Origin of the sequence: Comamonas sp. BIGb0124 (assembly GCF_003752175.1) — a bacterium.
Lineage (GTDB): Bacteria > Pseudomonadota > Gammaproteobacteria > Burkholderiales > Burkholderiaceae_C > Comamonas_F.
This window is the reverse complement of record NZ_RJVF01000009.1, coordinates 571,069-597,956: the sequence shown is the minus strand read 5'-3', so window position 1 is coordinate 597,956 and position 26,888 is coordinate 571,069. Positions and strand designations below refer to the sequence as shown.

Annotated in this window: 22 protein-coding genes and 1 tRNA gene; 13 read left to right on the top strand and 10 right to left on the bottom strand. The window is 68.2% G+C overall.

Translation table 11 applies throughout. From position 1 onward, the window contains the following. Positions 1-103 precede the first annotated feature (103 nt). The 7 genes from EC845_RS08870 (at position 104) to pth (ending at position 6,101) form a co-directional block, all read left to right on the top strand. The gene (locus tag EC845_RS08870) at positions 104-1,963 is read left to right on the top strand and encodes a tetratricopeptide repeat protein (protein ID WP_158615658.1); all 1,860 of its coding nucleotides are present in this window, start codon (positions 104-106) and stop codon (positions 1,961-1,963) included. Continuing rightward, positions 1,963-2,466, top strand: coding sequence for a lipoprotein insertase outer membrane protein LolB (locus EC845_RS08865; RefSeq protein WP_123297224.1), 504 nt, complete (start codon positions 1,963-1,965; stop codon positions 2,464-2,466). Before EC845_RS08870 ends, EC845_RS08865 begins: the two co-directional genes overlap by 1 nt. Positions 2,467-2,542: 76 nt before the next feature. Continuing rightward, the gene (gene ispE, locus EC845_RS08860) at positions 2,543-3,421 is read left to right on the top strand and encodes a 4-(cytidine 5'-diphospho)-2-C-methyl-D-erythritol kinase (protein ID WP_123297221.1); all 879 of its coding nucleotides are present in this window, start codon (positions 2,543-2,545) and stop codon (positions 3,419-3,421) included. A gap of 18 nt (positions 3,422-3,439) precedes the next feature. Continuing rightward, positions 3,440-3,516 (top strand) — tRNA-Gln (locus EC845_RS08855). A gap of 113 nt (positions 3,517-3,629) precedes the next feature. After that, positions 3,630-4,604: a ribose-phosphate pyrophosphokinase gene (locus EC845_RS08850; protein WP_123297218.1), complete on the top strand. Its 975-nt coding sequence runs from the start codon at positions 3,630-3,632 to the stop codon at positions 4,602-4,604. 98 nt (positions 4,605-4,702) lie between these two features. After that, positions 4,703-5,287: a 50S ribosomal protein L25/general stress protein Ctc gene (locus tag EC845_RS08845; RefSeq protein WP_123297216.1), complete on the top strand. Its 585-nt coding sequence runs from the start codon at positions 4,703-4,705 to the stop codon at positions 5,285-5,287. A 133-nt stretch (positions 5,288-5,420) separates the two neighbouring features. After that, positions 5,421-6,101 carry an aminoacyl-tRNA hydrolase gene (gene pth, locus EC845_RS08840; RefSeq protein WP_123297213.1) on the top strand — a complete coding sequence of 227 codons (681 nt, stop codon included), beginning with the start codon at positions 5,421-5,423 and terminating at the stop codon, positions 6,099-6,101. A gap of 62 nt (positions 6,102-6,163) precedes the next feature. On the opposite strand, the gene EC845_RS08835 is transcribed toward pth, so the two are convergent. Beyond that, entirely contained in the window at positions 6,164-6,427 is a 264-nt protein-coding gene (locus tag EC845_RS08835) for a YfhL family 4Fe-4S dicluster ferredoxin (RefSeq protein ID WP_123297210.1), read from the bottom strand. Between the two features lie 352 nt (positions 6,428-6,779). Between EC845_RS08835 and EC845_RS08830 the strand changes: the two genes are divergently transcribed. The 4 genes from EC845_RS08830 (at position 6,780) to EC845_RS08815 (ending at position 11,911) form a co-directional block, all read left to right on the top strand. Further along, positions 6,780-7,730 (top strand): ABC transporter permease, encoded by a 951-nt coding sequence (locus EC845_RS08830; RefSeq protein WP_123297208.1) that lies wholly within the window; start codon positions 6,780-6,782, stop codon positions 7,728-7,730. A gap of 169 nt (positions 7,731-7,899) precedes the next feature. Then, on the top strand, positions 7,900-8,781 hold the full coding sequence (locus EC845_RS08825; RefSeq protein ID WP_233598018.1) for an ABC transporter permease: 882 nt from the start codon (positions 7,900-7,902) through the stop codon (positions 8,779-8,781). A gap of 158 nt (positions 8,782-8,939) precedes the next feature. Then, complete coding sequence (locus EC845_RS08820) at positions 8,940-10,466, top strand: ABC transporter substrate-binding protein (protein ID WP_123297203.1); 1,527 nt, start codon at positions 8,940-8,942, stop codon at positions 10,464-10,466. Between the two features lie 44 nt (positions 10,467-10,510). Further along, positions 10,511-11,911 carry a tetratricopeptide repeat protein gene (locus EC845_RS08815; RefSeq protein ID WP_199739759.1) on the top strand — a complete coding sequence of 467 codons (1,401 nt, stop codon included), beginning with the start codon at positions 10,511-10,513 and terminating at the stop codon, positions 11,909-11,911. 20 nt (positions 11,912-11,931) lie between these two features. Here EC845_RS08815 and EC845_RS08810 read toward each other — a convergent pair whose 3' ends face one another. Both EC845_RS08810 and EC845_RS08805 read right to left on the bottom strand, forming a co-directional pair. Next, positions 11,932-13,557 carry a M81 family metallopeptidase gene (locus tag EC845_RS08810; protein WP_123297201.1) on the bottom strand — a complete coding sequence of 542 codons (1,626 nt, stop codon included), beginning with the start codon at positions 13,555-13,557 and terminating at the stop codon, positions 11,932-11,934. A 161-nt stretch (positions 13,558-13,718) separates the two neighbouring features. Then, on the bottom strand, positions 13,719-14,429 hold the full coding sequence (locus EC845_RS08805; RefSeq protein WP_123297199.1) for a histidine phosphatase family protein: 711 nt from the start codon (positions 14,427-14,429) through the stop codon (positions 13,719-13,721). Positions 14,430-14,654: 225 nt separating this feature from the next. On the opposite strand from EC845_RS08805, the gene EC845_RS08800 reads away from it, so the two are divergent. Next, complete coding sequence (locus EC845_RS08800) at positions 14,655-15,380, top strand: alpha/beta fold hydrolase (protein WP_123297198.1); 726 nt, start codon at positions 14,655-14,657, stop codon at positions 15,378-15,380. Positions 15,381-15,422: 42 nt separating this feature from the next. Here the strand turns inward: EC845_RS08800 and EC845_RS08795 are convergent, their stop codons facing one another. From EC845_RS08795 to ptsP, 3 genes are read right to left on the bottom strand one after another with little or no spacing between them, the layout of a single operon-like run. Further along, complete coding sequence (locus tag EC845_RS08795; protein WP_123297196.1) at positions 15,423-17,237, bottom strand: fructose-specific PTS transporter subunit EIIC; 1,815 nt, start codon at positions 17,235-17,237, stop codon at positions 15,423-15,425. A 41-nt stretch (positions 17,238-17,278) separates the two neighbouring features. Then, positions 17,279-18,256, bottom strand: coding sequence for a 1-phosphofructokinase family hexose kinase (locus EC845_RS08790; RefSeq protein ID WP_123297194.1), 978 nt, complete (start codon positions 18,254-18,256; stop codon positions 17,279-17,281). Next, positions 18,253-20,859, bottom strand: a complete 2,607-nt coding sequence (ptsP, locus tag EC845_RS08785; RefSeq protein WP_123297192.1) for a phosphoenolpyruvate--protein phosphotransferase — start codon at positions 20,857-20,859, stop codon at positions 18,253-18,255. Before ptsP ends, EC845_RS08790 begins: the two co-directional genes overlap by 4 nt. Before the next feature lie 218 nt (positions 20,860-21,077). Between ptsP and EC845_RS08780 the strand changes: the two genes are divergently transcribed. After that, positions 21,078-22,082, top strand: coding sequence for a LacI family DNA-binding transcriptional regulator (locus EC845_RS08780; protein WP_123297190.1), 1,005 nt, complete (start codon positions 21,078-21,080; stop codon positions 22,080-22,082). An 84-nt stretch (positions 22,083-22,166) separates the two neighbouring features. On the opposite strand, the gene coaD is transcribed toward EC845_RS08780, so the two are convergent. From coaD to EC845_RS08760, 4 genes are all read right to left on the bottom strand, one after another. Continuing rightward, positions 22,167-22,679, bottom strand: a complete 513-nt coding sequence (gene coaD / locus EC845_RS08775) for a pantetheine-phosphate adenylyltransferase (RefSeq protein ID WP_123297189.1) — start codon at positions 22,677-22,679, stop codon at positions 22,167-22,169. 121 nt (positions 22,680-22,800) lie between these two features. Beyond that, complete coding sequence (locus EC845_RS08770) at positions 22,801-23,478, bottom strand: RsmD family RNA methyltransferase (protein WP_123297187.1); 678 nt, start codon at positions 23,476-23,478, stop codon at positions 22,801-22,803. Further along, positions 23,475-24,818, bottom strand: coding sequence for a pitrilysin family protein (locus EC845_RS08765; protein WP_123298024.1), 1,344 nt, complete (start codon positions 24,816-24,818; stop codon positions 23,475-23,477). Before EC845_RS08765 ends, EC845_RS08770 begins: the two co-directional genes overlap by 4 nt. 50 nt (positions 24,819-24,868) lie before the next feature. After that, positions 24,869-26,347, bottom strand: a complete 1,479-nt coding sequence (locus EC845_RS08760) for a pitrilysin family protein (protein ID WP_123297185.1) — start codon at positions 26,345-26,347, stop codon at positions 24,869-24,871. Positions 26,348-26,888 lie beyond the last annotated feature (541 nt).

The following is a 26,888-nucleotide window of genomic DNA, read 5'->3' as shown; positions in this document are numbered from 1 at the left end:
GAGGCGCATTGTCGCCTCGGCCGCGCCTGGCAGACACCCTGTCGACCGTGCGTCCTACGCCCGGCGTCCTGAAAAAACGGAGAGCTTCCTTTATGATCCCTCCATGAATTGGTCCGCCGCGTTTCGCTCGCTCTTCCTTCTTGCGCCCTTGGCGAGCCTTGCCGTTTCGGCGCAGGAAGCGCCACCGCAAAGCCAGCCGGTGCCATCCAAGGCGACGCCGCTGAGCGCCGACCCGCCCGCCAATCCGCCGCTCAACTCCAGCATGGACGGCCGGCTGATGTACGAGTTGCTGCTCGGCGAGTTCAGCGTGCAGGAAGGCGCCGTTTCGCGCGGCTACGCGATCTTCCTGGACGCCGCACGCCGCACCGGCGACCCGGCCCTGTACAAGCGGGCGACCGAACTCGCGCTCGAGAGCCGTTCGGGCGATGCCGCCCTGCAGGCGATCGAAGCCTGGCGCCGGATCTACCCGCAGTCCAGGGAAGCCAACCGCTACCTGCTCCAGACGCTGCTGGCCCTGAACCGAACCGCGGAAACCCAGGATGCGCTGCGCCGCGAGATCGCGGCCACGCCCCTGCCCGAGCAACCCATTTCCATCCTGGCGATTCCGCAGCTGTATGTGCGCGCCAGCGAAAAGGCGCTGGCGGCACGGGTGGTCGAGACCGCTTTGCAACCCAGCATCGCAGCCGGCGAGCCGCCCGTGGCCTCCGCCGCGTGGGTCACGATCGGCCGCATGCGCCTGCAGGCCGACAATGCGGAAGATGCCGTCGAAGCGGCCCGGCAAGCCCAGCGCATCGCCCCCCAGGCCGACGGAGCCGCGCTGCTGGCGCTGGAAATCGCCGCAGCCGGCAAGGGCGATCTGTCCATCCCCCTGCTCGAAACCTATCTTTCCCAGCCCACGGCACGCGCCGAAGTGCGGCTGGACTACGCCCGCATCCTGCTGCAGGCCCGCCGCTCGCCAGAGGCTCGCGCGCAGCTCGAACAGGTCACGCAGGCGCCGCCGAACCAGGCCGCCAACAGCTACGCGCTGGGTGCACCGTCGCCGGCCGGCGAAGCCTGGCTGCTGCTCGGCCTGCTCGATCTGGAACAGAAGCAGCTCGACACGGCCGAAGCCAGCCTGCGCCGTTATCTCGAGATCAGCCAGAACGAAGGTCGCGGCGAACGTCAACTGGCCAACAAGCGCCAGGCTTTCCTGGCCCTGTCCCAACTGGCCGAACAGCGCAGTGACTACAACGCGGCCGATGCGTGGCTGCAGCGCATCGACGCCCCCGACGCCGCGGCCGACACGCTGTCGCGCCGCGCCGCATTGCTGGCCCGGCAAGGCCGCGTCGACGATGCCCTGCGCCTGATCCGCGAAACGCCGTTGCCCTCGGCCCCCACGCCGGCGGCCGTCGAACGCCTGAAGGCCTTGGCCGAAATCCAGGTGCTTCGCAACAACGGCAGGGGCGCCGACGCCTACGTCCGCCTCAACGGACTCAACCGCGATGCGGTGCTGGCCGGCAAGCCCGACGCCGACCTGCTCTACGATCAGGCCATGCTGGCCGACGAGCTCGACCGCGACCACGAAGTCGAACCCTTGCTGAGGCAGGTCATCAAGCTCGATCCGACCCATGCGCACGCCTACAACGCGCTGGGCTATTTCTTTGCCGACCGCAACGAGCGTCTGCCCGAAGCGCGTGAACTCATCCGCAAGGCCCTGTCGCTTTCTCCCAAGGACCCCTTCATCACCGACAGCCTGGGCTGGGTCGAGTTCCGCATGGGCAACACCGCCGAGGCCATCCGCGTGCTGCAGCAAGCCTACGCCTTGCGCCCCGACGCCGAGATCGCCACCCATCTGGGCGAAGTGCTGTGGACAGTCGGCCGCCAGGAGGAAGCCCGCCAGGCCTGGCGCGATGCCCAGAAGCTCAATCCCGATCTTCCCGTGCTGCGCAGCACCCTGCAGCGGCTGAACGTGGGAACGCCGTGATGCAGCGCCGTGCCTGCCTGTCGGCCCTGGCCGGCGGTGTCGCTGCACTGCTGCTCTCTGCCTGCGCCACCCCCACCCGCACCTTGCCGCCCAGTGCCGACCGGTATTGGCTCGGTCGCCTGTCGCTGCAGACGCTCACCGACCAGCCTCAGGGTTTTGCCGCCGGTTTCGAGCTGTCGGGCCAGCCTGCCCGAGGTGAGCTGGTACTCACGTCGCCCGTCGGCAGCCGCATCGCCGAAGTGACCTGGAACGAACGCCAGGCCGTGCTCAGCCAAGGCAATCAGAAACAGGCCTATGCCTCGCTCGACGCGCTGATCACCCGTCTCACGGGCACTGCCGTTCCCGTTCCCGCCCTGTTCGACTGGCTGGATGGCCGTGCCACCGCCGTCGAGGGCTGGCAGGTCGACCTCAGCCGCCAACCCGACGGCCGTGTGTCGGCGGTGCGGCAGTGGCCCGCCCCCGCCACCGAACTCAAGCTGGTGTTCGACGCCAGCGGCAGCTAGCGCACGCACTCGTCCTGGCTGCCCCGTGCTACGTGCCGGGCGCCGCGAGTCTCTTTCCCGCAACACGTCCAGCCCTGTGAAGACGCTCTACGATCTGCCCGCTCCGGCCAAACTCAACCTGTTTCTGCACATCACAGGCCGGCGGCCCGACGGCTACCATCTGCTGCAGTCGGCCTTCATGCCGATCGACTGGTGCGACGTCCTGCACATCGAGGCACGCCAGGGCCCGGCCCTGTCTCGCGAAGACCTCGGCCCGCCCCTGCCGCCCGACGACCTGTGCCTGCGCGCCGCCAGGCTGCTGCAGCAGGCCACGGGCTGCACGCAGGGTGCGCACATCGCCGTCGACAAGCAGATTCCGGCCCAGGCCGGCATGGGTGGCGGGTCGTCGGACGCGGCCACCGTGCTGATCGCGCTCAATCGTCTGTGGAAAACCGGCCTCGACACCCATCGCCTGCAGGCCCTGGCATTGCAACTGGGCGCAGACGTGCCGTTTTTCGTGGCGGGCCGCCCGGCCTGGGTCGAAGGCATCGGCGAGCGGCTGACCCCCATCAGCCTGCCTCCGGCCCGTTTTGTGGTGATCAAGCCCGCCGGCGGACTCGAGACCGCCGCAATTTTTTCATCGCCTCTTTTGAAGCGCGATACAAAGCCTGCTACAATAGCGGTCTTTGCTGCAAACCAATACGGATTTGGACAAAACGACTTGCAAGAAGCTGCATGCAGTATGAATACTGAAGTGGCCCAAGCAATAGAGGCGTTACAATCCTTGGGTTTACAGGGTCGAATGACGGGATCGGGTAGCGCAGTATTTGCCCACATCCCTGAAGGAAAAAAAATTAGCGATTTCGCAAATTTTTCTTCACTTCCAGTCAATTGGACCCTGAAAATTTGCGACAATATGGCGCTTCACCCACTAGCCGGGTGGAATGTCAGCGACAGTTTATCGGCTGTAACTTGAAAGAGTGACAGCCTGTGTAGGGGAGTCGCCAAGCTGGTTAAGGCACCGGATTTTGATTCCGGCATGCGAAGGTTCGAATCCTTCTTCCCCTGCCAACCAATCACGATCGATCAGAATAGAAACAAGCTCTACAAAGAAGCGCATCTGTTCTGGTCGATTTTGCTTTTGGACCCTCCCCTGACCATCGTCATCGCCGGAACCCCACGAGATGAGCGCGCAACATCCTGACTTCATGGTTTTCACCGGTAACGCGAATCCCGCGTTTGCCGCCGAAATCGCCCAGCACCTCAACATCACCCTGGGGGCCGCTACGGTGGGTCATTTCTCGGACGGTGAAGTGACCGTCGAGATCAACCAGAACGTGCGTGCTCGCGATGTGTTCGTGGTTCAGTCGACCTGTGCTCCCACGAACGAAAACCTGATGGAGCTGCTCATCATGGTCGACGCGCTCAAGCGCGCCTCGGCCGAGCGCATCAGTGCCGTCATCCCCTACTTCGGTTATGCCCGCCAGGACCGCCGCCCGCGTTCGTCGCGTGTGCCGATCTCGGCCAAGGTCGTGGCCAACCTGCTGCAGACCGTGGGCGTCTCGCGTGTTCTGACCATGGATCTGCACGCCGACCAGATCCAGGGGTTCTTCGACATTCCCGTCGACAACATCTACGCCTCGCCCATCCTGCTGGGCGACCTGCGCCAGAAGAACTACGAAGACCTGATCGTGGTCTCGCCCGACGTCGGCGGCGTGGTCCGTGCCCGCGCACTGGCCAAGCAGCTGGGTTGCGACCTCGCCATCATCGACAAGCGCCGTCCCAAGGCCAACGTCAGCGAAGTCATGCACGTGATCGGCGAGATCGAAGGCCGCAACTGCGTGATCATGGACGACATGATCGACACCGCCGGCACGCTGCTCAAGGCTGCCGAAGTGCTCAAGCAGCGTGGCGCAAAGAACGTGTACGCCTACTGCACGCACCCCATCCTGTCGGGCCCGGCCATCGACCGCATCAGCCAAGGCGATGCGCTCGACGAAGTGGTCGTGACCAACACCATCCCCCTGAGCGATGCCGGCCGCGTGTGCGCCAAGGTTCGCCAGCTGTCGGTGGCCCCCCTGTTTGCCGAGACCATCCAGCGCATCTCGCGCGGCGACTCGGTGATGAGTTTGTTTGCCGAGCAGAACCAGACGTTCTGAACGGCAGGCATGTCGAGTGGCGGTTCGCGCGCTGTGCGTGACCGCCTTTTATGAAAACGGAGCCCGCTGGTCGCGGCAGGCTTCAATCGGAGATTACTATGAAATTCGTCGCTTTTGAGCGCTCCAAGCAAGGTACGGGTGCGAGCCGCCGTCTGCGCATTTCGGGCAAGACCCCTGGCATCGTCTACGGTGGCACCCAAGAACCCCAACTGATCGAGATCGATCACAACGCGCTGTGGCACGCCCTGAAGAAGGAAGCGTTCCACGGTTCCGTCCTCGAGATGGACCTGGCCGGCAACACCAGCTCCGTGCTGCTGCGCGACGTGCAATACCACCCGTTCAAGCAACTGGTTCTGCACGTTGACTTCCAGCGCGTGAACGCCAACGAACGCCTGACCGTCAAGGTGCCCGTGCACTTCAAGGGCGAAGAAAACTCGCCCGCCGTGAAGCAAGCCCAGAACCTCGTGACGCACGTCGTGACCGAACTGGAAATCTCCAGCCTGCCGGGCGACCTGCCCGAGTTCATCGAAGTGGACCTGTCCGAGCTGGCCGAAGGCGCTACCGTGTTCGCCAAGGACGCCAAGCTGCCCAAGGGCGTGCAACTGGCCACCCAAGGCGACACCGTGCTGGTGAGCGCCGTGGCTCCTGCCGCTGAAGAAGGCGGCGAAGAAGAAGCCAAGTAAATCTGGCTCACGCTTCGTCACACCGGCACCGACAGGTTGCCGGGTGCAGAAAGGCCCACTTCGGTGGGCCTTTTGTTTTGCGCAACGGCCTGCCGATCACGGCGCGGGCGGAACGTTTTGGAATAATCGCGTCATGATCAGACTTTTTGTGGGGCTGGGCAATCCCGGGCCCGAGTACGACGACACGCGGCACAATGCCGGCTTCTGGTGGATCGACAGCCTGGCGCGCTCGCTGGGTGTGTCGCTGTCCATGGACAAAGGCTATTTCGGCCTGCTGGCACGCACCACGCTGATGGGGCAGACCATCTGGCTGCTCGAACCGCAGACGTACATGAACGCGTCGGGCCGGTCGGTGGGCGCGCTGGCGCGTTTCTTCAAGATCAAGCCCGAGGAAATCCTGGTGGTGCACGACGAGCTCGACATCGTGCCGGGCCAGGTCAAGCTCAAGCGCGGCGGCGGACATGCCGGCCACAACGGCCTGCGCGACATTCAAGCCCAGCTCGGCACACCCGACTTCTGGCGCCTGCGGCTGGGCGTGGGACATCCCGGCGTGAAGTCCGAGGTCGTCCACTGGGTGCTGAAAAAACCGTCGCTCGACCATCGCATCGCCATCGATCTGTGCATCGACCGCTCGCTCAAGGCCGTGCCCGATCTGGTCCAGGGCGAGATCGACAAAGCCACGATGCTCATCCACACCAGCTTGCCGCCACGGCCCAAGCCGCCCCGGCAGCCCCGGCCGGATCAAACCGCTGCAGCCGCCAGTCCGGCCACCGGCGCGGCCACGGACGCGCGCAAAGATCCGCCTGCGGCCTGAAGCCGCTCGTGTGCCGGTGCAGACGTCATCGAAAAAGGCCCTGCAAGGGCCTTTTTTGTCGATCAGGCCGAAGGCTGGACGCCGGCCTGCAACCGTTCGTATTTCTGGAACAGCGTCTCGTGGTTTTCGATGTGCTCGGGGTTGACCGGAATGCAGGAGACCGGGCAGACCTGGACGCACTGGGGTTCGTCGAAGTGGCCGACGCATTCGGTGCATTTGCCCGGGTCGATCTCGTAGATCATTTCGCCCAGGTAGATGGCCGAGTTGGGGCATTCGGGTTCACACACATCGCAATTGATGCACTCGTCGGTGATCATCAAAGCCATGTCGGACTCCCGGGGCGCTGCACCGTGCGCAGCGCAGGCAGGCCGGCGGCGGCAGGGACGGCAACAGTCAAGGATTCGCAAGGCATGACTCGTATTATCCCGCTTGGCTCGCGGACGGCCAAACTTGGCGTGCATACCCCGGCAGCGAGCAGCAGCATTGTGTGGGGACCGGCAGACACCGGCGCCCTCACCGCCACACGGCGCCACCTCACAAGACACCGTACACCGGGCACAGCGCTTGCAGGCGATTTGCCGCTATGCTCGGCCTTGGCCAGGGTCGCAAGGCCTCGTTGACCGGTCGGCTCTCCGCCGCCGCGTTCCCATTCACCACTCGATTCGATCTGCCGTTTTCATGAGTGCATCCCTGCTGCAACGCACCCTGACCCTGCTGGCCACCCTGCTGGCGGCTTCGGCGGTGATCTTTCTGGCGCTCGAAGTCTTGCCGGGCAACGCCGCGCAAATGCTGATGGGCGCCGACGCCTCGCCCGAGGCACTGCAAGCCCTGGAGCAGAAGCTGGGCCTGGACCGGCCCGCGCTGCAGCGCTACGGCGGTTGGCTGGCCGAGATGGCGCACTGCAGAATGGGCAACAGTTATGTGTACGGCACGCCCGTGTCGGAACTGGTCGGCGAACGCCTGACCCTGACACTGCCCCTGACGCTGCTGGCCATGGCCATCACCACCGTGGCCGCCCTGCTGGCCGGGATCTACGCCGCCACCCGGCACAACCGGCTGGGCGACGTCGGCATGATGACGCTGAGCCAGTTGGGCATCGCCATCCCGAGCTTCTGGTTCGCGATCCTGCTCATCCTGCTGTTCGCCGTGCAGTTGCGCTGGTTCGCGGCGGGCGGTTTTCCGGGCTGGGACGAAGGCGTGTGGCCCGGCCTCAAGGCCCTGATCCTGCCGGCGCTTTCGCTGGCGGTGGTTCAGGCGGCCATTCTGGCGCGCAACACGCGCTCGGCCATCCTCGAGGTGCTGCACGAGGACTTCGTGCGCACGGCACGTGCCAAGGGCCTCGACGAGCGCGCCATTCTGTGGCGCCATGTGCTGCGCAACGCGCTGGTGCCCGTGATCACCGTGATGGGCTGGCAGTTCGCCAGTCTGCTGGCAGGCACGATCGTGGTCGAGAACGTGTTTTACCTGCCGGGCATCGGACGGCTGATTTTCCAGTCCATCGCCAACCGCGACCTGATCGTGGTGCGGGACTGCCTCATGCTGCTGACGGCCCTGGTGATTCTGGTGAATTTCCTGATCGACGTGCTGTACGTGGTGATCGACCCGCGCATGCGGGGTCCGGCCCGCTAGGACGGGCCGGCTGCCCTGTCGAACGCCAGTCGCCCGCCTCGGATTCCATCGACCGCCTCCGACCGATCCCGATCTCATCCCACACCCCCCTGCCGTCATCCGCCCTTCCATGCCGACCCCAGTCCCCCCCTCCTCTCCAAGCGCTGCAACGGCTTCGGCGGCGACCTCGATGCCTGCCGCCGCACGCACGGCGCTGCCGGTCGCTCCGCGCAAGCCCCGGGGCTTCTGGGCCCGTGCCTGCCGCCACCGCAGCTTCATGCTGGGACTCGTGCTGACGGTGCTGTTGCTGGCCACCGCAGCGCTGTCCTATCTGTGGACGCCCTGGCCGCCCTACGACCTGAACATCCGCGGCAAGCTGCAGTTGCCGAGCGCTGCCCACTGGCTGGGCACGGACAACCTGGGCCGCGACGTGCTCTCGCAGATCATGGTGGGGGCTCGCAATTCGATCACGGTGGGGGTGATCGCCGTGGGCATCGGCGTGATCGGCGGGGTGCTGCTCGGCATGCTGGCCGCCACGCGCGGCGGCTGGATCGAGACCGTCATCATGCGGGTCACCGACTTCACGTTGGCCTTCCCGGCCATCCTGCTGGCGATCATGCTCACGGCCGCGCTGGGCGCCGGCATCGTCAATGCCATCGTGGCCATCGGCATCGCCAACATTCCGATCTTCACCCGGCTCACGCGGGCCACTGCACGCAGCATGTGGTCGCGCGAGTTCGTGCTGGCGGCACGCACCTGCGGCAAGAGCGACTGGCGCATTGCGTTCGAGCATGTGCTGCCCAACATCGTGTCGGTGATCGTGGTGCAGGCCACGATCGAGTTCGCCATCGCCATCCTGGCCGAGGCCGCGTTGTCCTACCTCGGCCTGGGCACCCAGCCGCCCGATGCCTCGTGGGGCCGCATGCTGAGCGAAGCCCAGACCTTGATGTTCCAGGCACCGCGGCTGGCGATCTACCCGGGCATTGCGATCGCCCTGGCGGTGCTGGGATTGAACCTGCTGGGCGACGGACTGCGCGACCTGCTCGACCCGAGGCTGGCGCGCCGCCGCTGAAGACGCGGCATCGCCCGGGCCCGGCCACGAACGCGGCGCCAAAACACACGCTTTGCGAGCCCTCGGCGTTTTGCCCTATATTGGCCCTCCGAGGAAACTACCATTCACACACGCCTGCGGCCCATGCCGCCGGACTGTCCATCAAGAGGAGTCGCTTCATGTCCCTGGCCCGTCGCCCGTCCCTGCATCGTCGAACCGTTCTGTACAGCGCAGCCCTGGCGGCCACGCTGCTGGCTGCCAGCCCGCTGGTGGCCCACGCGCAGGCCGGCGGAAAGAACACGCTGACGATCGGCGTGACGCTGGAACCTGCACCCGGCCTGGACCCCACGGGCGGCGCGGCTTCGGCGATTTCCGAAGTCACGCTCTACAACGTGTACGAAACGCTGACCAAGTTCTCGGAAGCCGGCAAGGCCGAACCGCTGCTGGCCGAGAGCTGGACGGTGTCTCCGGACCAGAAGACCTACACCTTCAAGTTGCGCCAGGGCGTGAGTTTCCACAACGGCGAGCCGTTCAATGCGGCTGCGGTCAAGTTCTCGTTCGAACGCGCCGCCGCAGACGGCTCGACCAACAAGGACAAGGCGGTATTCACCAACATCGCCCGCATCGACACGCCGGATGCCGCCACGGTGGTGCTGGTCCTCAAGGAACCCAATCCCGATTTCCCGCTGCTGGTGGCCCAGGGCACCGCGGCCATCGTCGAGCCTAAGAGCGCGCCGACCAACATGACGCAGCCGGTCGGTACCGGCCCCTATCAATTCGGCAACTGGGCCAAGGGCTCGTCGGTCACGCTCAACAAGTTCGACGGCTACCGCCAGGCCGCAGCGGTCAAGATCAACCGCGTGACGTTCCGCTTCATCAGCGACCAGGCCGCCGGCGTGGCCGCCCTGCTGGCGGGCGATGTCGATTCGTTCCCGCGCGGCATCCAGGCACAGAGCCTGGGTCCGTTCCAGAACGACCCGCGTTTTCAGGTCCTGGTGGGCAACTCGCGGGCCAAGACCATTCTGGCCATCAACAACAAGAAGCCCCCGCTCAACGATGTCCGCGTGCGTCGCGCCATCGCGGCAGCCATCGACCGTACGGCCGTCGTCGACGGCGCCGTCGACGGCCTGGGCACGCCCATCGGTGCGCACTATGCGCCGGGCGCACCCGGTTACGTCGACGTGACCGGCATCAACGCCTACGATCCGGCAAAAGCCAAGGCGCTGCTCAAGGAAGCCGGCGTGAAGCTGCCGCTCGAGCTCAGTCTCAAGCTGCCGCCGCCGCCCTATGCACGGCGTGGCGGCGAGATCATCGCCGCCCAGTTGGCGCAGGTCGGCATCCAGGCCAAGATCGAGAACGTGGAGTGGGCGCAATGGCTGGACGGCGTCTACAAGAACAAGAACTACGACCTGAGCATCGTCTCGCACGTCGAGCCTTTCGACCTGGCGAAGTCGGGCGAGGCGGGTTACTACTTCCAGTACGAATCGCCCCAGTTCCGCGACCTGATGAGCCGCATCGCCAGCGCACCCGGCGACGCCGAGCGCAACAAGCTCTACGGCGACGTGCAGCGGCTGCTGGCCACCGATGCGGTCAATGCCTACCTGTACACCCCCCGTTGGGCCAGCGTGGCCAGCGCCAAGCTGCAGGGCCTGTGGAAAGACCAGCCCATCTTCGTCAACGACGTCGCCACGCAGTCCTGGAAGTAACGGCGGGCACGCCGCAACGGTCGCGCAATCACAGGCTCGCTCCCATGGCAACGCCACGCCGAGATCCCCTGGGCCAGCCGCACGATGCACACGGTCGTGCGGCCGAGGCCGTCGACGATTTTGTCCTGGGCTTCATCGCCTGCGATCTGCGCGTGATCCATGTGCTGGACGAGCAGGACGACGCCAGCGCCACGGTGCAGATCTGCCTGGCGATGCTGCACCTGTTTGCCGAATCGCCGGCCGGCGCCTTGCAGGCCCGGCTGCATCTGTCTCGGGCCCAGGCGGCACTGGCCGCCATGAGCCCGTCCCACCCGGCGCACGACAGGCTGACGCGATGGGCCGCAGCCACGCAGGCCTGGTGCAACGGCGACACGGCACAGGCCCTTGCCTTGCATGAAACCCAGGTCCGGCGCTACCCGCGCGACCTGCTGGCGCTCAAGCTGGGCCAGTACCATGCCTTCAACCGTGGCGACGCACCCGCCATGCTGCGGCTGGCCCTGCCCGGCCTGGATGCTGCGGCAGATGTACCGCAACTGCACGGCATGGCGGCTTTCGCGTACGAGCAGTGCCACTTCCTGGACGCGGCCGAGGTCCACGCCCGCCAGGCGCTGGCCATGCGGCGCGACGAGCCCTGGGCCCAGCATGCCCTGGCCCATGTGATGCTGGCTCGCGGCGAGCTGCATGCCGGCAGCCGTTTTCTGGCAGAGATGAGCGATGGCTGGAGCGGCCTGAACTCATTCATGCGCACCCACAACTGGTGGCATCTGGCCTTGTTCCTGATCGAGCAAGACCATCTCGACGAGGCGCTGTCGCTGTACGACCGCGAAGTGTGGGGCGTCGATACCTCGTGCAGCCAGGACCAGGTCAACGCGGTTTCGCTGCTGGCCCGGCTCGAACTGGCCGGTGCCGAGGTCGGTGAACGCTGGCAGAACGTGGCCGATCACCTGGTGACACGCACGGCGGACCAGGTCCTGCCCTTTCTCGACATGCAGTATCTGTACGGCCTGGCACGTGCGGCCCGTCCCGAGGCCGAAACGCTGCTGCAGCATGTCGCACGCCGCGCGCAATCGGCCTCGTCCGTCTCGGGCGGCGGGTCGGACACGGTCTGGCGCGAAGTCGCTCAGCCGGCTTGCCTGGGTCTGGCCGCGCACGCACGAGGCGACATGCGCGAAGCCGCCACGCAACTGGGGATCGCACTGCCCCGACTGCAGGAAATCGGCGGCAGCCATGCGCAGCGTGAATTGTTCGAGCAACTGCACCTCGACGCCCTGCTGCGCGCAGGCAGCCTGGCCGGCGCGCAGAACCTGCTGCAGCAGCGCCTGGCTCTGCAGCCCGAGTCGGTTCGCCTGCGCAAGCAAGCCCGGCGGCTCTACGCCGCATTGGCCCTGCCGGCGACGCTCGCCGACCCCCGAGACGTGACAGCCGCCGAGCCGGTCCGCCGCTAGACACTCAAACGATCGAACGCTCAGGCGACGGCATCGACCGGCAAACGCATGCCGGGCTCGCGATCGATCAAGGCCTGCCAGCTTTCCTCGTCCAGCGCATCGAGAGGCAGCACGGGCCGGCTGCGGCCCGAGTTGCCGTCGGTCGCAGGCAGGCCGCCCAGGTGGCTGTGCAGATCGGCACTCGACCATCCGCCGCCATCGGCCATCCGCATGGCGGGCCCGGGGGTGCGTGTGGCGTGCGCCGCATAGTCGAGCCGGAAGTGGGCCGAAGACTTGATCAGGACAACGTCCAGTCCGGACAATGCGACCTGCTGGCTGAGAAAGGCCTGGGTGTCGTAGCCCTGGATGCGTTCACTGGCGACCAGCACGTGTCCCACGGCCCCGCTTCCGCTCTGGATGAACAGCACGGCGCCCGCGCCGCCGTCGAGCGTCACGCCCGGCATCACCGGCCCGGCATTGCGGTAGACCATCGGGCCCAGGCGCTCGACCCGGGCGTTCCAGATCCCCAGCAAAGAAAGATCCGACGGCCCCGGCCCGGCGCGGCGCAGGTTCAGGGCGATTTCCCCACCGACGCCGGCATTCCGTGCCAATTGCACGGTTCGGGGATCGACATGAATGCCGGCGGCAAACCGGCTACGGCTGCGCAGCACTTCGGCCAGCAGGGTGCCGTCCTGGCCCAGGCCGCCCACGCCTGGATTGTCACCGGCATCGGCCACGACCAGCGTGCCCTGTCCGGGCTCGCGCAGCCACTGGCCCAATTCGGACGGTCCGGGAAGCGTGCTCTGCAGTTCGGCCCGGCGCCGCCAGGCCAGGCGCGCGAGTTCGCGGACGGCCTGCCGGCAGGCGGCAGGCTGCCCCGTGGCCAGCACGCTGACACAGGCACGGTCGTGGTCGGCAAAAGGGAAACCGCCCACGAGGGCCAGGTCGTCGAGACCGAGCTCGATCTCCAGCGCGCTGGCACGGGACGCCAGGCCGGCAAAAGGGCCGACCAGCGTCTGGGTGCTGCTCACCGGCACCACCAGCGGCAGCCGCACATGCCGGGTGCGCAGGGCCTGCCGCCTTTCGGCCGGCCAGTCGGCAGCACCCTGCCCCAGCCGGCGCAGCAGAAGGCTGGCCAGCCGGGCACCGCGCGCGGCGATGTCGGTCACGGGATAACAACGGCCCGCCACAACGACGTCGGCGGCAGCGACCAGGCCTTCGCCGACATTGCCATGGAAATCCAGTGCAACCCCGACGAGAGGACGAGGGCCGATGCGGCGGCGCACGGCCTGCAGCAGATCGGATTCGGGATCGGTCTGAGCCGCGGCAGACAGGGCGCCATGCAGCAGCAGCACGACGACCTCGAACGGACCCTGTGTCTGCAGCGCGGTGTCGAGCGACTCGAGCAAGGCCGATTTGAGTGCCGTGAAGTCGGCGGCGCTGATCGATCCACCCGGATAGGCCGCCGTGCACAAGCCCAGTTGCACCGGCAGGGCGGCCTGTTCGAAGACCTCGAGCAGGCCGGCCATCCAGCCGTTGTCCGAAGCCAGCTTTTGCCGCGCGGATTCGCCGCTCAGCCAGTGACGGCGGCGAAAGTCCTCGAGTCCCACCCGCCGGGGCATGAAGGCATGCCCTTCGTGGAAGAGTTGCAGTACGAGTGCTTGCATTGAAAACAGGAGTGGAATCCGCCGCCGCACAGGGCAGCGGGCGGCTATCTGAGCCGCCAGCGGCTGAACGTCACCCTCGGCGACGCCGCCTGGCTGTGGATTCTCGCCGAAGCCCGTGCCCCGGCAACGCAGCCGGAGACAAAATTCTCGGGGACGACCGGTCAGGGCGGCGGCGCAACCGCCGGGGCCGCTGCCGCCTGCACCGTGGACGGCTGGGCCGGCAAACCGGCGAGGTGGCGGTCGTCGGCCCAGCTCACGATGTCGATGTGCTCGCCCTGCACCTTGAGGCGATTGATGCCGGTATTGGGGATGGCCGCCGTGCGCGGTCCCCACAGGCTCTGGCCCTGAGCCGTACGCCAGAGCATGTCGAGCAGCCCGCCGTGCGTGAACACGACCAGCGTGCCGACCTCGGTCGGGTTGCGCGCCTGACGCTCGGAGTGAGCAGCCACTTCCGTGAACAAGGCCTGGAGAGCACGCGCATGGAATTGCCGGCGGCTTTCGGCAGGCCCGGGCAGGAGGAAATCGGGATCGTGTCGCAGCCACTGCGTCCACAGCTCGGGATGGGTCTGCGCCATATCGCCCACCGCGGTGCCCTCCATGTCGCCAAACGCCTGCTCGCGCCATACGGCACGGCTCTGCGGCTCGAGTTCGAGCCGGCGGGCCAGCGGCATGGCCGTCTGCGCTGTGCGGATCAGGTCGCTGGTGACCAGGTGGGTGATGCGGTCGGTCGCGCCCGGACCGGCCAGAGCAAGCGCCACGCGGCGCGCCTGCTCCTGTCCCAGGGCGTTGAGCGCGATGTCGCTGTGCCCCTGGAAACGCATCTGGCGGTTCCAGTCGGTTTCGCCATGGCGAATCAGGATGATGTCGGTCATAGCGGTCGATTATGGGCTCGTCGTGTGACGCCGCCCAGACAAGGGGCTTGCGCGATGTGCCATGGATGCGACAATACGCACCTTTCGCGGCCGTTCGAGGCCCGATTCTGCGGAACAGCGACGACAACCGTCCCGGCATTCCTGCCGCCGCACTGCTGCCCTTTGCGCCAGCCCGTCGACTCTGTCGCGGCCCGTCTGGCGCGGCGTTTTTTGAACTGTGCTTCCATGCCCTCCTCCCTACCCCAACTGATCCTGCTGCCCGGTCTGGCAGGCAATGCCGACCTGTGGCGCGATACGCTTGCCGTGCTGCCTGCCAAGTGGCGCACCGCCGTCACGACGGCCCACCAGCGTTTTGCCTCGCTGCCCGAGATGGCGCGTGCGCTGCTGGCGGATCACCCCGGCGACCTCGTGCTGTGCGGCACCTCCATGGGCGGTATGCTGGCGCTGGAAGTCTGGCGGCAGGCGCCCGAGCGCATCAGGGGACTGGCGCTGCTGGGCAGTTCCGCCCGGCCGGACACACCGGCGCTCGTCAAGCTGCGCGAGAACGCCATCCAGCGCTTCGAACAGGGCGACCTGCGGGAATTGATTTCGGCCAACGTGCCCTTCGCTTTCGACGAATGCCGTGCCGGCGACGCCAAGCTGGCGACGCGTTACGTCGACCAGGTGGTGGCCGAGGGTGCCGAGCAGTTGATTCGCCAGAACCGCGCCATCATGGCACGGGTCGACAGCCGGCCCGATCTGGCCCACATCCAGTGCCCTACGCTGATCCTCTGCGGCAGCAACGACCAGCTCACGCCGCTCGAGCATTCCCAGGAAATGGCGCGCGGCATTTCGCACGCCCAGTTGCACGTGCTGCCGCGCTGCGGCCACATGCTGACGCTGGAGCAGCCCATGCAGGTCAGCGGACTGCTGCTGGAGTGGCTCAAGCGCCTGGAAAAAGAGCTGGATTGAAGCCCGGCACGGCCACCTGCCGCCCAGGCCTCCGCTCACGCATCAGCCGGACACCAGCCGCTTCTTGAAGGCCCCGAGGGCCAGCGCCGTCACCACGGTACCGGCCAGGATGGCGCCGGCGTACAGCACCACATGGTTGACGGCGTTGGGGATGGCCAGCACGAAGATGCCGCCGTGCGGCGCCTGCAGGGCGATGCCCGCCATCATGCAGAGCCCGCCGGTGACCGCGGCGCCGATCATGCAAGCCGGAATGACGCGCAGCGGATCCCGCGCGACGAACGGAATCGCCCCTTCGGTGATGAAGGCCAGGCCCAGCACCGCGGCAGCCTTCGAGGCCTCGCGTTCCTCGTTGCTGAACCGGCTGCGGAAGATCCAGCAGGCCAGAGCAATGCCCAGCGGCGGCACCATGCCCGCCCCCATGGCAGCCGCCATGGGCGTGGCCACGCCGCTGGCGATGAGCGTGGTCGAGAACACGTAGGCAGCCTTGTTCACCGGGCCGCCCAGGTCGAACGCCATCATGGCTCCCAGCGTGATGCCCAGCAGCACGGCGCTGCTGGTCTGCATGCCCTTGAGCCAGTCGGTCAGTCCTGCCATGGCGAAGGCGACGGGTTTGCCGAGCACAAAGAACATCAGCAGACCGACGATGGCGGTACCCAGCAGCGGCAGGATGAGCACGGGCTTGAGGCCCTCGAGCGTGCGCGGCAGCCGGATGTGCCGGTTGAGCAGGTGCACCGCATAACCGGCCACGAACCCCGCCACGATGCCGCCCAGAAAGCCGGCCCCCAGCGTGTTGGCCAGCAGGCCCCCGACCATGCCGGGCGCGATGCCCGGGCGGTCGGCGATCGAGAAGGCGATGTAGCCGGCCAGCGCGGGCACCATCAGCGTGAAGGCGTGTTTGGCCCCGACCTGGAACAGGGTCCAGCCCAGGGTGCCGGCATTGGCATCGTCGTAGACGTAGATGCCGCCCAGCGCGAACGCCAACGCGATCAGCAGGCCGCCGGCGACCACAAAAGGCAGCATAAAGGACACACCCGTCATCAGGTGCTTGTATGGACCGGTGCGAGGCGCCTTGCTGCCTGCATCGGCGCGTACGGCCTCGCCCGGTGCGGACGAGGTCGCGGCCGCCGCCAGGCCCCACACGGATGCCTGCGCATCGGCCGTCTGAATCAGCGCACCCGCATCGCGGATGGCGGCCTTGGTGCTGGTGCTGTAAAGGCGTTTTCCCTCGAAACGGGCTTTGTCGACCTGCGTATCGGCGGCGATGACCACCAGGTCGGCCTGCGCGATGTCGCCGGCATCGAGGGTGTTCTGCGCCCCGACCGATCCTTGCGTTTCGACCTTGATGGCATGGCCCAGCGCCTGCGCGCCCTGCTCCAGGGCCTCGGCGGCCATGAAGGTATGGGCAACACCGGTGGGACAGGCGGTAATGGCCACGATGCGCAACGGCCTCGCAGCGGCCGGTGCGGTGCCGGGCTGCGCGTTCGTGGCGGTTTTGGCTTGCACGCGATGGGCGCGATCCTGCGTCACGGCAGGCGCAGGGTCGGCCGCGTGGCCCAGCGTAGCCAGCGCCTGCCGCAGCGCGGACTCGGCATCGTCGAGAACCGCTTGCGGCTGCAGGCGCAGCACCCGCCCGGCAGGCAGGTCGGGAAACTCCTCGCCGTCGTCGGCAACCACGATCAGGGCCGCCGCGCGACGCAGGTCGTCGTCGGCGTACTGACCGGTTTCGCCCAGGCTGCTGCGCACCTGGAGCACGAGGGTGTGGCCGAGGGTGGTGGCGGCGGCCTGCAGGGCCTCGCCGATCATGAAACTGTGGGCCGGCCCCGCAGGGCTGGCGGCAATCGCCAAGAGGTGTGCCATGGATGAGTCTCCGCGTTCGGAATATCGGTTGTCGTTGCGGCTCAGACGGCCTGCGGCTGGATGCGGGCGGCCAACGCCAGAACGTCGGCCAGGGGGGGCAGGCTGGGTTCGATGCGCTGGATGCGCGCTGCGGCGCAGGCCATGCCGAAGACGCCCGCCTGCGTGAGGGTCTGCCCGTCGCGCAAGGCGGCCAAGGTACCGGCGACCAGGGCATCGCCCGCCCCGACCGTGGTGGCGACCGGCACCCGCGGCGGCGTCGCCAGCCAGCAGCCCTGTGCGTCGCACAGCAGCGCGCCGTCGCCGCCCAGCGAGACGATCACGCGTTGCACGCCCCGGGCCAGCAACTGCCGCGCCGCAGCGGCCAGACTGGCCGTATCGGGCAACGCATGGCCGACCAGTTCCTCGAGCTCGGCACGGTTGGGTTTGATCAGGGCCGGTCCGGTGCCGGCACCGACGGCGGCAGCCCAGCCGTCGAGCACGTCGCGCAGCGTGGCGCCGGCCACGTCCACGGCCAGGGCAGCACCCCGGGCATGCAGGCGCTGCGCGAGCGTGAGCCATGTGGACACATGGCCACCGGGCGGCAGACTGCCGGCCAGTTCGCACCAGTCGCCAGGCTGCACACGGTCTTCGAGCACAGCCAGCAGCGACTGCTCGGCCGCCTTGTAGGCGGCTGCGTCGAGGTTCACGCCGGGCAGGTTGATATCGGTGGTGTCGCCGCGCTGGGCGTCGGCCAGCTTGATGTTGGTGCGTGTCCGGCCCGGCACGCGCACCATGGCGTCGTCGATGCCGCGCGCCGCAAAGGCCGTGGTGAACAAAGCGTCGTTGTCGGCGCCCAGCCAGCCGCTGGCCGTGACGGGAACGCCCAGGCTGGCCAGCACCGAGGCGACGCCGACGCCTTTGCCCCCGGCCTCGATCTGCTGGCCGCGTGCACGGTGGACGGCGCCCGGAACCAGCGTGTCCAGGCTGACGGTGTGGTCGATGGCCGGGTTGAGGGTGACGGTGTAGATGCGGCGGCTCATGCGGATTCTCCTGTCGCGCAGGCGGATGCCAGGGGCTCGGAGCGCAGGGCGGCTCCCAGGATGCGCACGCCGTCTGCCGTATCCTGGTCCAGCGCCTGCGCGGCGAGTTGCTGGAGTTCGACGAGCGTATGGCGGCGCAGCAGCGCCTTGACGGTGCTGATGTCGCTGCTGCTCACGCTCAGCTCGTCCACGCCCAGGCCCGTCAGCAGGGCCGCACCCAGCGGCTCGCCGGCCAGTCCGCCGCACACGCCGACCCAGCGGCCGTGCCGGCGGGCCCCCTCGACCGTGCGCGCGATCAACCGCAGGACGGAAGGATGCAGGCTGTCGGCCATGCCGGCCAGCTCGGGATGCTGGCGGTCCACGGCCAGGGTGTACTGCGTGAGATCGTTGGTGCCGATCGAGAAGAAATCGGCATGGGGCGCCAGCCGGTCGGCGATGAGCGCAGCCGAGGGCACTTCGATCATGATGCCGATCGGCACTTCGGGGCCCTGCACCTCGAGCCGGATGGCTTCGGCACGGGCCCGCAGCGCCTGCAGTTCCTCGACGTTGCTGATCATGGGGAACATGATGGACAGGGGGCCATGCTGGGCCGCACGGTAGAGGGCACGCATCTGCGGCACCAGCAGATCGTCGCGGCGCAACAGCAGACGGGCGCCCCGCACGCCCAGGAAAGGATTGTCTTCTTCGGGCAGGTTGAGGTGAGGCACCTGCTTGTCGCCGCCGATGTCGAGCGTGCGCACGATCAGCGGCCTGCCGTCGAGCGCAGCGACCATGTCGCGGTACACGCCGTACTGTTCGTCCTCGTCGGGCACGTGTTCGCGCTCCAGGAACAGGAACTCGGTGCGCATCAGGCCCACGCCGTCCGCACCCGCCTCGAGCGCCTTGAGCGCCTGATCGGCCCGGTTGACGTTGGCCGCGATCTCGACGCGATGCCCGTCGCGGGTGACGGCGGGCTCCATGCGGGCGCTGGACTCGGCCTTCTGCAGGGCTTCGAGCTGGCGCATGTGCTCGTCGGCCTGCATCAGAGCGGTCTCGCTCGGTTCCACATAGAGCCGGCCCCGGTAGCCATCGAGAATGGCCTTGACGCCCTGGGCGCCGGGCCGCACCGCCTCGAGCACGCCGGGCCCCGAGGCGACCACGGCCGGCAGGCCCAGGGCCCGCGCCAGAATCGCGGTGTGCGCGGCGGGGCCGCCCCTTGCGGTGCAGAAACCCTTGACGCGCCGGGTGTCGATCTGCGCGGTGACGGAAGGCGAAAGGTCGTCGGCCAGCAGGATCGCTTCGTCGGGCCAGGAGGCGCCCGCCTGGGTGTCGTCGCCGCCGCGCCCCAGCAGATGACGCAGCACCCGTTCGCCTGCATCCTGCAGGTCGGCGGCACGCGCGGCCAGGGTGGTGTCGGCCAGCGCGCGCTGGGCGGCGACGCGCTGCGCCAGACTCTGTTTCCAGGACCAGGCGGCACCGTGTCCGCGCACCACGGTGCGGCTGACATCCTGCAGCAACGCGGCATCGCGCAGCAGTTCGCCCTGAGCGGCCAGGATGGCGGCCTGCTCGCCGGCGCCGCGGTTGCGCGCGGCCTCGGCCAGGCCCTCGAGCTGCACCTGGGCAGCGGTCAGTGCGGTATCCAGTGCGGCCGCTTCATGAGCGATGCCCTGAAAGTGGTCTTCGGTCTCCAGCGTCTGCGTGTCGGCGCGGACCAGCAGTCCGACCACCAGGCCGGGACTGGCGGCTATGCCCGTGAATGTCTGGCGGGCATCGGGCTGCCAGTCGCCCAGCACGCGTCCGAGGCCCTGAGCCTGGGCATGGCGGGCCGCCGCGAGTTCGGCCTGCCGGGTTTCCTCGTCGCCCAGTTGGGCGATCACGGCCAGCAGCCGGGCCACGGCCTGCGGGGCATCCGCACCCTGCGCCGAAATGCGCAGCTTGGCGCCTCGTCCGGCCCCCAGGCTGAGCAGGGAGGCCACGCTGCGGGCATCGGCCACCGCGTCGCCATGGCGCACGCGGACCTGCGACTGGAAAGCCCGCGCGGCCTGTGCCCAGGCCCCCGCCGGCCGGGCGTGCAGGCCGTTGGGGTAGTTGAGCGCGATCTCCTGGCCCAGGGCGTAGTCCTCGAGTGCCCGCTCGGCAACCGCCCCGGCCGCGGATGAGGAGGCGGATTCGCCCCGCAGGGCCGCCACGATGTCTTGCGGATCGCGGGTGCCGAAGAGCGCGGCCAGACGCTGGTCGTCGCGCATGAGACGCGTGAGGCGGCGCAGCACCTGGATGTGTTCGTCCGATGCGGCGGCGATGGCCACCACCAGCCGCACCGGCGAGGCGTCGTCGCCCCAGCTGACGCCTTCCGGAACCTGCAGCACGGCCAGCCCGGTGCGCTGCACGAGGTACTTGTCCTCGACCATGCCATGCGGAATGGCCAGGCCCTGGCCCAGATAGGTGGTCGCCACGCGTTCGCGCTGCAGCAGGCTGTCGACATAGCCGGGCCGCACAAAGCCGGCCTGGACCAGCAGGGCACCGGCCGCACGCACCGCGTCTTCGCGATCGTGAGGACTGGCGCCCAGCCTGACTTCGACCGGGGTGTCGACCGGCGCTGCGGCCGCATCCGTTGAGGTGTTCATGGTGTCATTCCCGCACAAGTTCGATGCAGATTTGGTATCGATTTCAAATAGGATTATCAGTGCACGCTCAGACTGCCTCAACATCCCGAGACCGGAAACAAGGGTAAACACGGGTGTTTTCGGGGCTTCGTGGCCTTGTCCTGCATGGAAAAACGGCCCGATCCGAAGGCACAATCACCCCATTCGAAGAAATCGATACCAAACTGAAAGGACAAGCGGTGGCCAGCATCAAGGACGTTGCCCGACTGGCGGGCGTGTCGACCAGCACGGTCTCCCGTGTGCTCGGTCAGCCCGATGCGGTGCGCGAGGAACTGCGCCTGCGGGTGCAAGAGGCCATCGCCGAACTGGGCTACCGGCCCAACCTCGCCGCGCGCAGGTTGCGCCAGCAGCGGGCCTCCGTGATCGGTCTGATCGTGGCGGACATCCGCAATCCCTTTTTCACGGACATCAGCCGGGCCGTGGAGGACATGGCCTACGAACACGGGCTGCGGGTGATTCTGTGCAACTCGGACGAGGATCCCGCCAAGGAGCAGGCCTATCTCGACCTGATGAGCGACGAGCAGGCCAGCGGCGTGATCCTGGCGCCGACTGCGGACTATGTCCGCCGAGCCGCCAAGGCCGGCCCCGGCGCAACGGGCCTGCCTCTGGTGCTGGTGGACCGGTCGCCCGACATGGCCCATTCGGACTGCGTGCTGCTGGACAATGCAGACGCCGCCCACCGGCTCACGCGGCATCTCACCTCGCAGGGCTGGCGCGACATCGTGCTGCTGGCGGGTGCCCACAGCAGCACCGGACGATCACGCCGCGCCGGTTACGAAGCGGCGATGCAGGCCTCGGGGCTGACTCCGCGCGTACTGGCTCTGCCGCCCACGATTGCCGCCGGCCAGGCAGCCACGCAAGGCCTGCTGGCCGAGCCGCTGCGCCCGCAGGCCGTGCTCGCGACCAACGGATTGCTGCTGCTGGGCGCGCAACATGCGCTGCATGCGGCCGGCCTGCGCAGTCCGCAGGACGTCGCGCTGGCGGGCTTCGACAACAACGACTGGACGGCCCTGCAGCATCCGGGCGTGACGGTGATCGCACAGCCCACCTACGACATCGGGCGCAGTGCCTGCGAACTGCTGCTCCAGCGCATGCGCGAACCCGGACGCGGCGTCCGGCGCATCGTGCTGCAGGGGGAATTGCTGGTGCGCGGCTCGACCGAAGGGCCGGCGCCCGCCCGTTGAGCAGGCCGGGCCGAGAGCCGGCGTCACGATCCGGTGCGGGCGGTTGCGGCGTTCCGCTTCAGACGCCGGTCGGGCGGCAGACGCTCAGACCTGCACCACGCCGCGGCGGGCGGCCACCTTGTCCATGAGCCGGGCCTGCACGGTGGGCGAGACGAACTCCTTGACCTCGCCGCCCAGGATGGCGATCTCGCGCACGAAGGTGCTGGAGATGAACTGGTACTGATCGTTGGGTGTCATGAAGATGGTTTCGACATCGCTCATCAGCTTGCGGTTCATGCCGGCCAGCTGAAACTCGTAGTCGAAATCGGTGACGGCACGCACACCGCGCACGATGGCCTTGGCCCCCTGCCCGACGACGAAATCGCGCAGCAGTCCGGAAAACGGATGCACCTCGACCTGCTGGCCGTGCACCGCCAGCGCCTCGCGCGCCATGGCCATGCGTTCTTCGAGCGAGAACAGCGTTTTCTTGTGATGCCCGGCGGCCACGGCCACGATGACTTTTCCGAAGAGCTGGGTGGCGCGCAGCACCACGTCTTCGTGGCCCAACGTCATCGGGTCGAAGGTTCCAGGGTAGACGACGGAGATAGGCTGGGTCATGGGGTCTCCTGGGCCGTGCCGGACGGCGCTGCGGGTGGCGGCGGATGGTCGGTGGAACAACAGACCTGTCGTCGGTCTTTGCTGCGCCGCATTATGCCTATCGCACGGGCCTGCGCACGTCTCAGGGCTGCGGCGCGATGCGCTGCAGCAGATGCGCGTGCACGGCACCGGCCTTGAGATAACGGTAGGGCTGCAGGCCCAGGGCGGCGATCTCTTCGGCGTCGTAGGCCCGCGGCGCCTCGAGGTAAAGCCAGCCGCCGACGGCCAGGGCCTTCTGGGCGGCGGCGATGGCCTGACCATACCAGGGTACATCGAAAGGCGGATCCAGCAGCACGAGATTCGCCGTCCCGGCACCCCAGCGGCCCAGGGCGACCAGGCCGTCGCCGCGCAGCACGTTCACCGCATCGGCGTCGAGCCTGGCCTTGCTGGCGGAAAGCTGGGCGACGAGGCCGGCGTCCTGTTCGATCAGGGTGACGCGGCCCGCGCCGCGCGAGGCGGCTTCGAAACCCAGCGCACCGGTGCCCGCGAAGGCGTCGACCACCTGCCAGCCCGACCAGTCGCCGTCGGCGCTGGTCAGCCAGTTGAAGAGCGTTTCGCGGACGCGATCGGGGGTCGGACGCAGGCCGGGCTTGTCGGCCACGGCGAGTTTGCTGCGTTTCCATTGGCCGCCGATGATGCGCACCTCGTGCGCGGCCCGGCGAGGCGAGCCGGTCGCGCCCCGAGGCTTGCCGCGGGCGGCCGAGGTCTTGGCGGGGGCCTTGCGGCCGCGGGGGGATGGTTTTCCGGATGCGGTGGTCATGGTTGAGCTCCCACGGTGACAGTCACCATGCGGTCGGGTTGAAGATGGCGTTGAAAGGCGGCCCGGACATCGTCGGCCGTCAGCCGGGCGATCTGGTCGGTCCAGGTCTCGAGGTAGTCGAGCGGCAGGCCGTTCCAGGCGATGTTGGCGACGTTGGCCAGCAGCTTGGCGTTGCTGTCGAGGCGCAGCGGGAAGCCGCCGATCAGGTTGTCCTTGGCGGCCTGGAGCTCCTCGGGCGTCGGACCCTGCGCCACGAAATCGCGGATGACGCCGGTGGCGACGTCGAGCGCCTGGGCCGCCTGGTCGGGCCGGGTCTGCAGCGCCACGGCGAAAGGACCGGCCTGCAGCGCAGGGCTGAAGCTGCTGGAGATGCCGTAGGTCAGTCCGCGCTTTTCGCGCACCTCCTGCATGAGGCGGGACACAAAGCCGCCCCCGCCGAGCACGTAGTTGCCGGCCGTCAGGGCAAAGTAGTCCGGATCGCTGCGCGCGATGCCGGGCTGTCCGATCAGGACCTGGGCCTGGGCGGAATCGAAGCGGATGTCGCGCCGCACGGCCTGCGCCAGGGGCGCGACCGGCGCGATGTCCGGCAGACCGGCACAGCTTGCCTCTCGGCGGGCGTCCAGACCGGCCAGCAACCGGCGCACGATGGCGTCGGCCTGCGCACGGTCGACCGCACCGACGACGCTGACCTTGGCGCGGCACGGCACGATGTAGCGCTCATGGAAAGCCTGCATGCTGGCGGTGCCGATGCGCTGCAGGGTCTCGGGGGTTTCGGCCTGGCCGTAGGGGTGATCGGCGTAGACGGCCTGCCGGAATGCGCGCGAGGCGTGTGTACCGGGCCGCGTCTCGGCTTCCCGCAGGGCAGAGGTCCACTGTTCGCGTTCACGCTGCCAGACCGACGGCGCAAAGCTGGGACGGGCGAGCTGGCGTGCCGCGAGCGCGACGGCCGCATCGAGCAGGCGGGGCTCGGTGAGCGTGCGCAGTTCGTAGCTGGTGCGGTCGGCGGTGGCCGAGGCGCCGAAGCCGGCCCCCAGATCGGCCCAGGCTTCGCCCAACTGGTTTTCATCGAGCGCGGGCTGTCCCGCCTCCTCGCGAACGCCCTTGGACGCCATGCCGGCGGTGGCATCGGCCAAGCCCTTCAGGGCCGGCGGATCGCGGCGGTTGCCGGCGTCGAAGTCGATCTGCACCTGCACCATGGGCAGGGCCGGACTCTGCACGAAGTACACCTGCGCGCCGCTGGGCTGCTGCCAATGGGCGATGGGCAGGGCGGCACGGGCGGAGGGCAGGACCGCCGCGGCCAGCGCCAGCAGGACCAGGCCACGCCAGGATTTCAGCGACATCGTTCGTGTGGTGTTCATTTTCATGTTCATGAGGGCCATGCGCTCCATGCTCAGTGCTCGCCGCCCTGGCTGGGCTGGGCATCGCCGTCGCCACCGGGACGCCGGGGCCGTTCACCGGCTGCTGCGGCCTGAGGCACCAGCACGCCCACGGTGAGCTGGTCGTCGCCGAAGTAACGCGCCGCCACCGAGCGGACCTGCTCGGCGGTCACGGCGTCGAGCCGGGCGATGAGACGGTCGTTGGCGTCGAGAGGAAGGTCTTCGATCCAGTTGCTGCCCAGCATCCGGGCCTGCGACATGACGGAGTCGCGCTGGTAGATCTGGGCCGCTTTCCATTGCGTCTTGACGCGGTTGAGTTCGGCCGCGCTGATGCCGTCGCGTGCGATCTGCGCGATCTGGGCACGCCAGCCGGCTTCGAGCGCCGCGACATCCTTGCCTTGCGCCGGCACGCCCGAGAACAGAAACAGCTGCGGGCCGCGGCCCGACAAACCGTTGCTGGCGCTGGCGCTGTCGGCCACCCGGTCGGGCCCCTGGGTCAGGGCACGGCCGAGCCGGGCACCGCCATAGCCGTCGAGCACGGCGGACAGCACGGTGAGCGCAAGGGCATCCTGCGTGGCGGCGTCCTGGGCATCGATGCCGCTCATGCGCGGCACCTTGTAGGCCATGAGCAGGTAGGGCTGCTCGGCCACGGCCTTGAGCTCGAAGCGCCGGATGCCGCGCTGTTCGTTTTCGACCTGCGGCTTGCGAGCCGGCACGGGCCGCGCGGCGATCTGGCCGTAGGTCTGTTCGGCCCATACCCTGACCTGCTCGGGATCGACATCGCCGGCGACGACCAGCGCGGCGTTGGCGGGCACATACCAGCGGCGGTGGAAGTCCCTGACATCGTCGGCGGTGTAGGCCTCGATGTCGCTCATCCAGCCGATGACGGGCCGGCGGTAGGGCGAGATCTGGAAGGCCTGTGCCATCAGCGCCTCGTAGAGCCTGGCACGCGGCCGGTCTTCGATGCGCATGCGCCGCTCTTCCTGCACCACGGCACGCTCGGGCGCAAAGGCCGCGTCGGGCCACTGGTTGTTGGCGAAGCGGTCGGACTCCAGCGCCATGACCTCGCGCAGATGACCGGCGGGCACCTGCTGGTAGTAGCCGGTGTAGTCGAGATAGGTGAAGGCGTTCTCTTGGCCGCCCAGCGCTGCGACGCGGCGCGAGAACTCGCCGGCCGGCACGGTCGGCGTGCCCTTGAACATCATGTGCTCGAGCATGTGCGCCACGCCGGAGGTGCCGCTGACCTCGTCCAGGCTGCCCACCCGCACCCAGAGCATCTGCACGGCCGTGGGCGCGCGATGGTCGGGCTGCACGATGACGGTCATGCCGTTGTCCAGCTGGAACCGGCGCGGCTGCGGAGCCGACGGCGCCGGCGCGGACTGTGCGGCGACGCTCGCCGGCGCAGGTGCCGCGACGGTCGGCACCTGGGCCCACGCGGCACCCGCCCAGGCCATGCAACCCAGGACTTGCGGCAAAAGAGGGAGACGTTTCATAAAATACACGAGTCTTTGCAAAAACAGCGCGGCCCGATCAACGATCATGGGCCGTGGTGTGAGGTGACCGGCTGGTACGCTGACTGTCTTGCACGCGCCGGGACGTGGCCGCCGCCGCAAGCCGTCCCGGCATCGCCGATGGCCCCCCGGGCCAGGCGGGGCCGACAGGTTACCTGTTCACTGATTCAAAAAAGCCAAACATGTTCTCATTTTTCAAAAAGAAACCCGTGCCGGTCCCTGCCGATTCCCCGGCGCTGGCACCCGCGCCCCAGGCCGAACCGGTGAACGTCAGCCCAGCGCCCGCTGTCCCGTCCCCCGCCGTCGCCGCACCGGCCAGCCCGGCAGAGTCCGAGCCGCCGGCCGCCGCTCCTGCACCCGGCGGATGGGCCTCGTGGTTCAAGCGCGCGCCCGCGGCGGCTCCCACGGCGGATGCGCCGGCGCCTGCCGCCCCGCCCCTTCCCGCGCCTTCGGTGCCCGTGCCCGTGCCCGTGCCTGCGCCCGAATCCGTCCGGGCCGAGCCGGGTCCGATCACGCCCCCGTC

What these genes read in the sequence shown, in the direction of transcription:
- EC845_RS08770 (WP_123297187.1), bottom strand. Translation starts at nt 23,478, where the DNA reads ATGACCACCGCATCCGGAAAACCATCCCCCCGCGGCCGCAAGGCCCCC.
- EC845_RS08800 (WP_123297198.1), top strand. Translation starts at nt 14,655, where the DNA reads ATGCCCTCCTCCCTACCCCAACTGATCCTGCTGCCCGGTCTGGCAGGC.
- EC845_RS08870 (WP_158615658.1), top strand. Translation starts at nt 104, where the DNA reads ATGAATTGGTCCGCCGCGTTTCGCTCGCTCTTCCTTCTTGCGCCCTTG.
- EC845_RS08810 (WP_123297201.1), bottom strand. Translation starts at nt 13,557, where the DNA reads ATGCAAGCACTCGTACTGCAACTCTTCCACGAAGGGCATGCCTTCATG.
- EC845_RS08795 (WP_123297196.1), bottom strand. Translation starts at nt 17,237, where the DNA reads ATGGCACACCTCTTGGCGATTGCCGCCAGCCCTGCGGGGCCGGCCCAC.
- EC845_RS08820 (WP_123297203.1), top strand. Translation starts at nt 8,940, where the DNA reads ATGTCCCTGGCCCGTCGCCCGTCCCTGCATCGTCGAACCGTTCTGTAC.
- EC845_RS08825 (WP_233598018.1), top strand. Translation starts at nt 7,900, where the DNA reads ATGCCTGCCGCCGCACGCACGGCGCTGCCGGTCGCTCCGCGCAAGCCC.
- EC845_RS08790 (WP_123297194.1), bottom strand. Translation starts at nt 18,256, where the DNA reads ATGAGCCGCCGCATCTACACCGTCACCCTCAACCCGGCCATCGACCAC.
- ptsP (WP_123297192.1), bottom strand. Translation starts at nt 20,859, where the DNA reads ATGAACACCTCAACGGATGCGGCCGCAGCGCCGGTCGACACCCCGGTC.
- EC845_RS08865 (WP_123297224.1), top strand. Translation starts at nt 1,963, where the DNA reads ATGCAGCGCCGTGCCTGCCTGTCGGCCCTGGCCGGCGGTGTCGCTGCA.
- EC845_RS08830 (WP_123297208.1), top strand. Translation starts at nt 6,780, where the DNA reads ATGAGTGCATCCCTGCTGCAACGCACCCTGACCCTGCTGGCCACCCTG.
- EC845_RS08815 (WP_199739759.1), top strand. Translation starts at nt 10,511, where the DNA reads ATGGCAACGCCACGCCGAGATCCCCTGGGCCAGCCGCACGATGCACAC.
- coaD (WP_123297189.1), bottom strand. Translation starts at nt 22,679, where the DNA reads ATGACCCAGCCTATCTCCGTCGTCTACCCTGGAACCTTCGACCCGATG.
- EC845_RS08760 (WP_123297185.1), bottom strand. Translation starts at nt 26,347, where the DNA reads ATGAAACGTCTCCCTCTTTTGCCGCAAGTCCTGGGTTGCATGGCCTGG.
- EC845_RS08765 (WP_123298024.1), bottom strand. Translation starts at nt 24,818, where the DNA reads ATGTCGCTGAAATCCTGGCGTGGCCTGGTCCTGCTGGCGCTGGCCGCG.
- pth (WP_123297213.1), top strand. Translation starts at nt 5,421, where the DNA reads ATGATCAGACTTTTTGTGGGGCTGGGCAATCCCGGGCCCGAGTACGAC.
- EC845_RS08845 (WP_123297216.1), top strand. Translation starts at nt 4,703, where the DNA reads ATGAAATTCGTCGCTTTTGAGCGCTCCAAGCAAGGTACGGGTGCGAGC.
- EC845_RS08835 (WP_123297210.1), bottom strand. Translation starts at nt 6,427, where the DNA reads ATGGCTTTGATGATCACCGACGAGTGCATCAATTGCGATGTGTGTGAA.
- EC845_RS08805 (WP_123297199.1), bottom strand. Translation starts at nt 14,429, where the DNA reads ATGACCGACATCATCCTGATTCGCCATGGCGAAACCGACTGGAACCGC.
- EC845_RS08850 (WP_123297218.1), top strand. Translation starts at nt 3,630, where the DNA reads ATGAGCGCGCAACATCCTGACTTCATGGTTTTCACCGGTAACGCGAAT.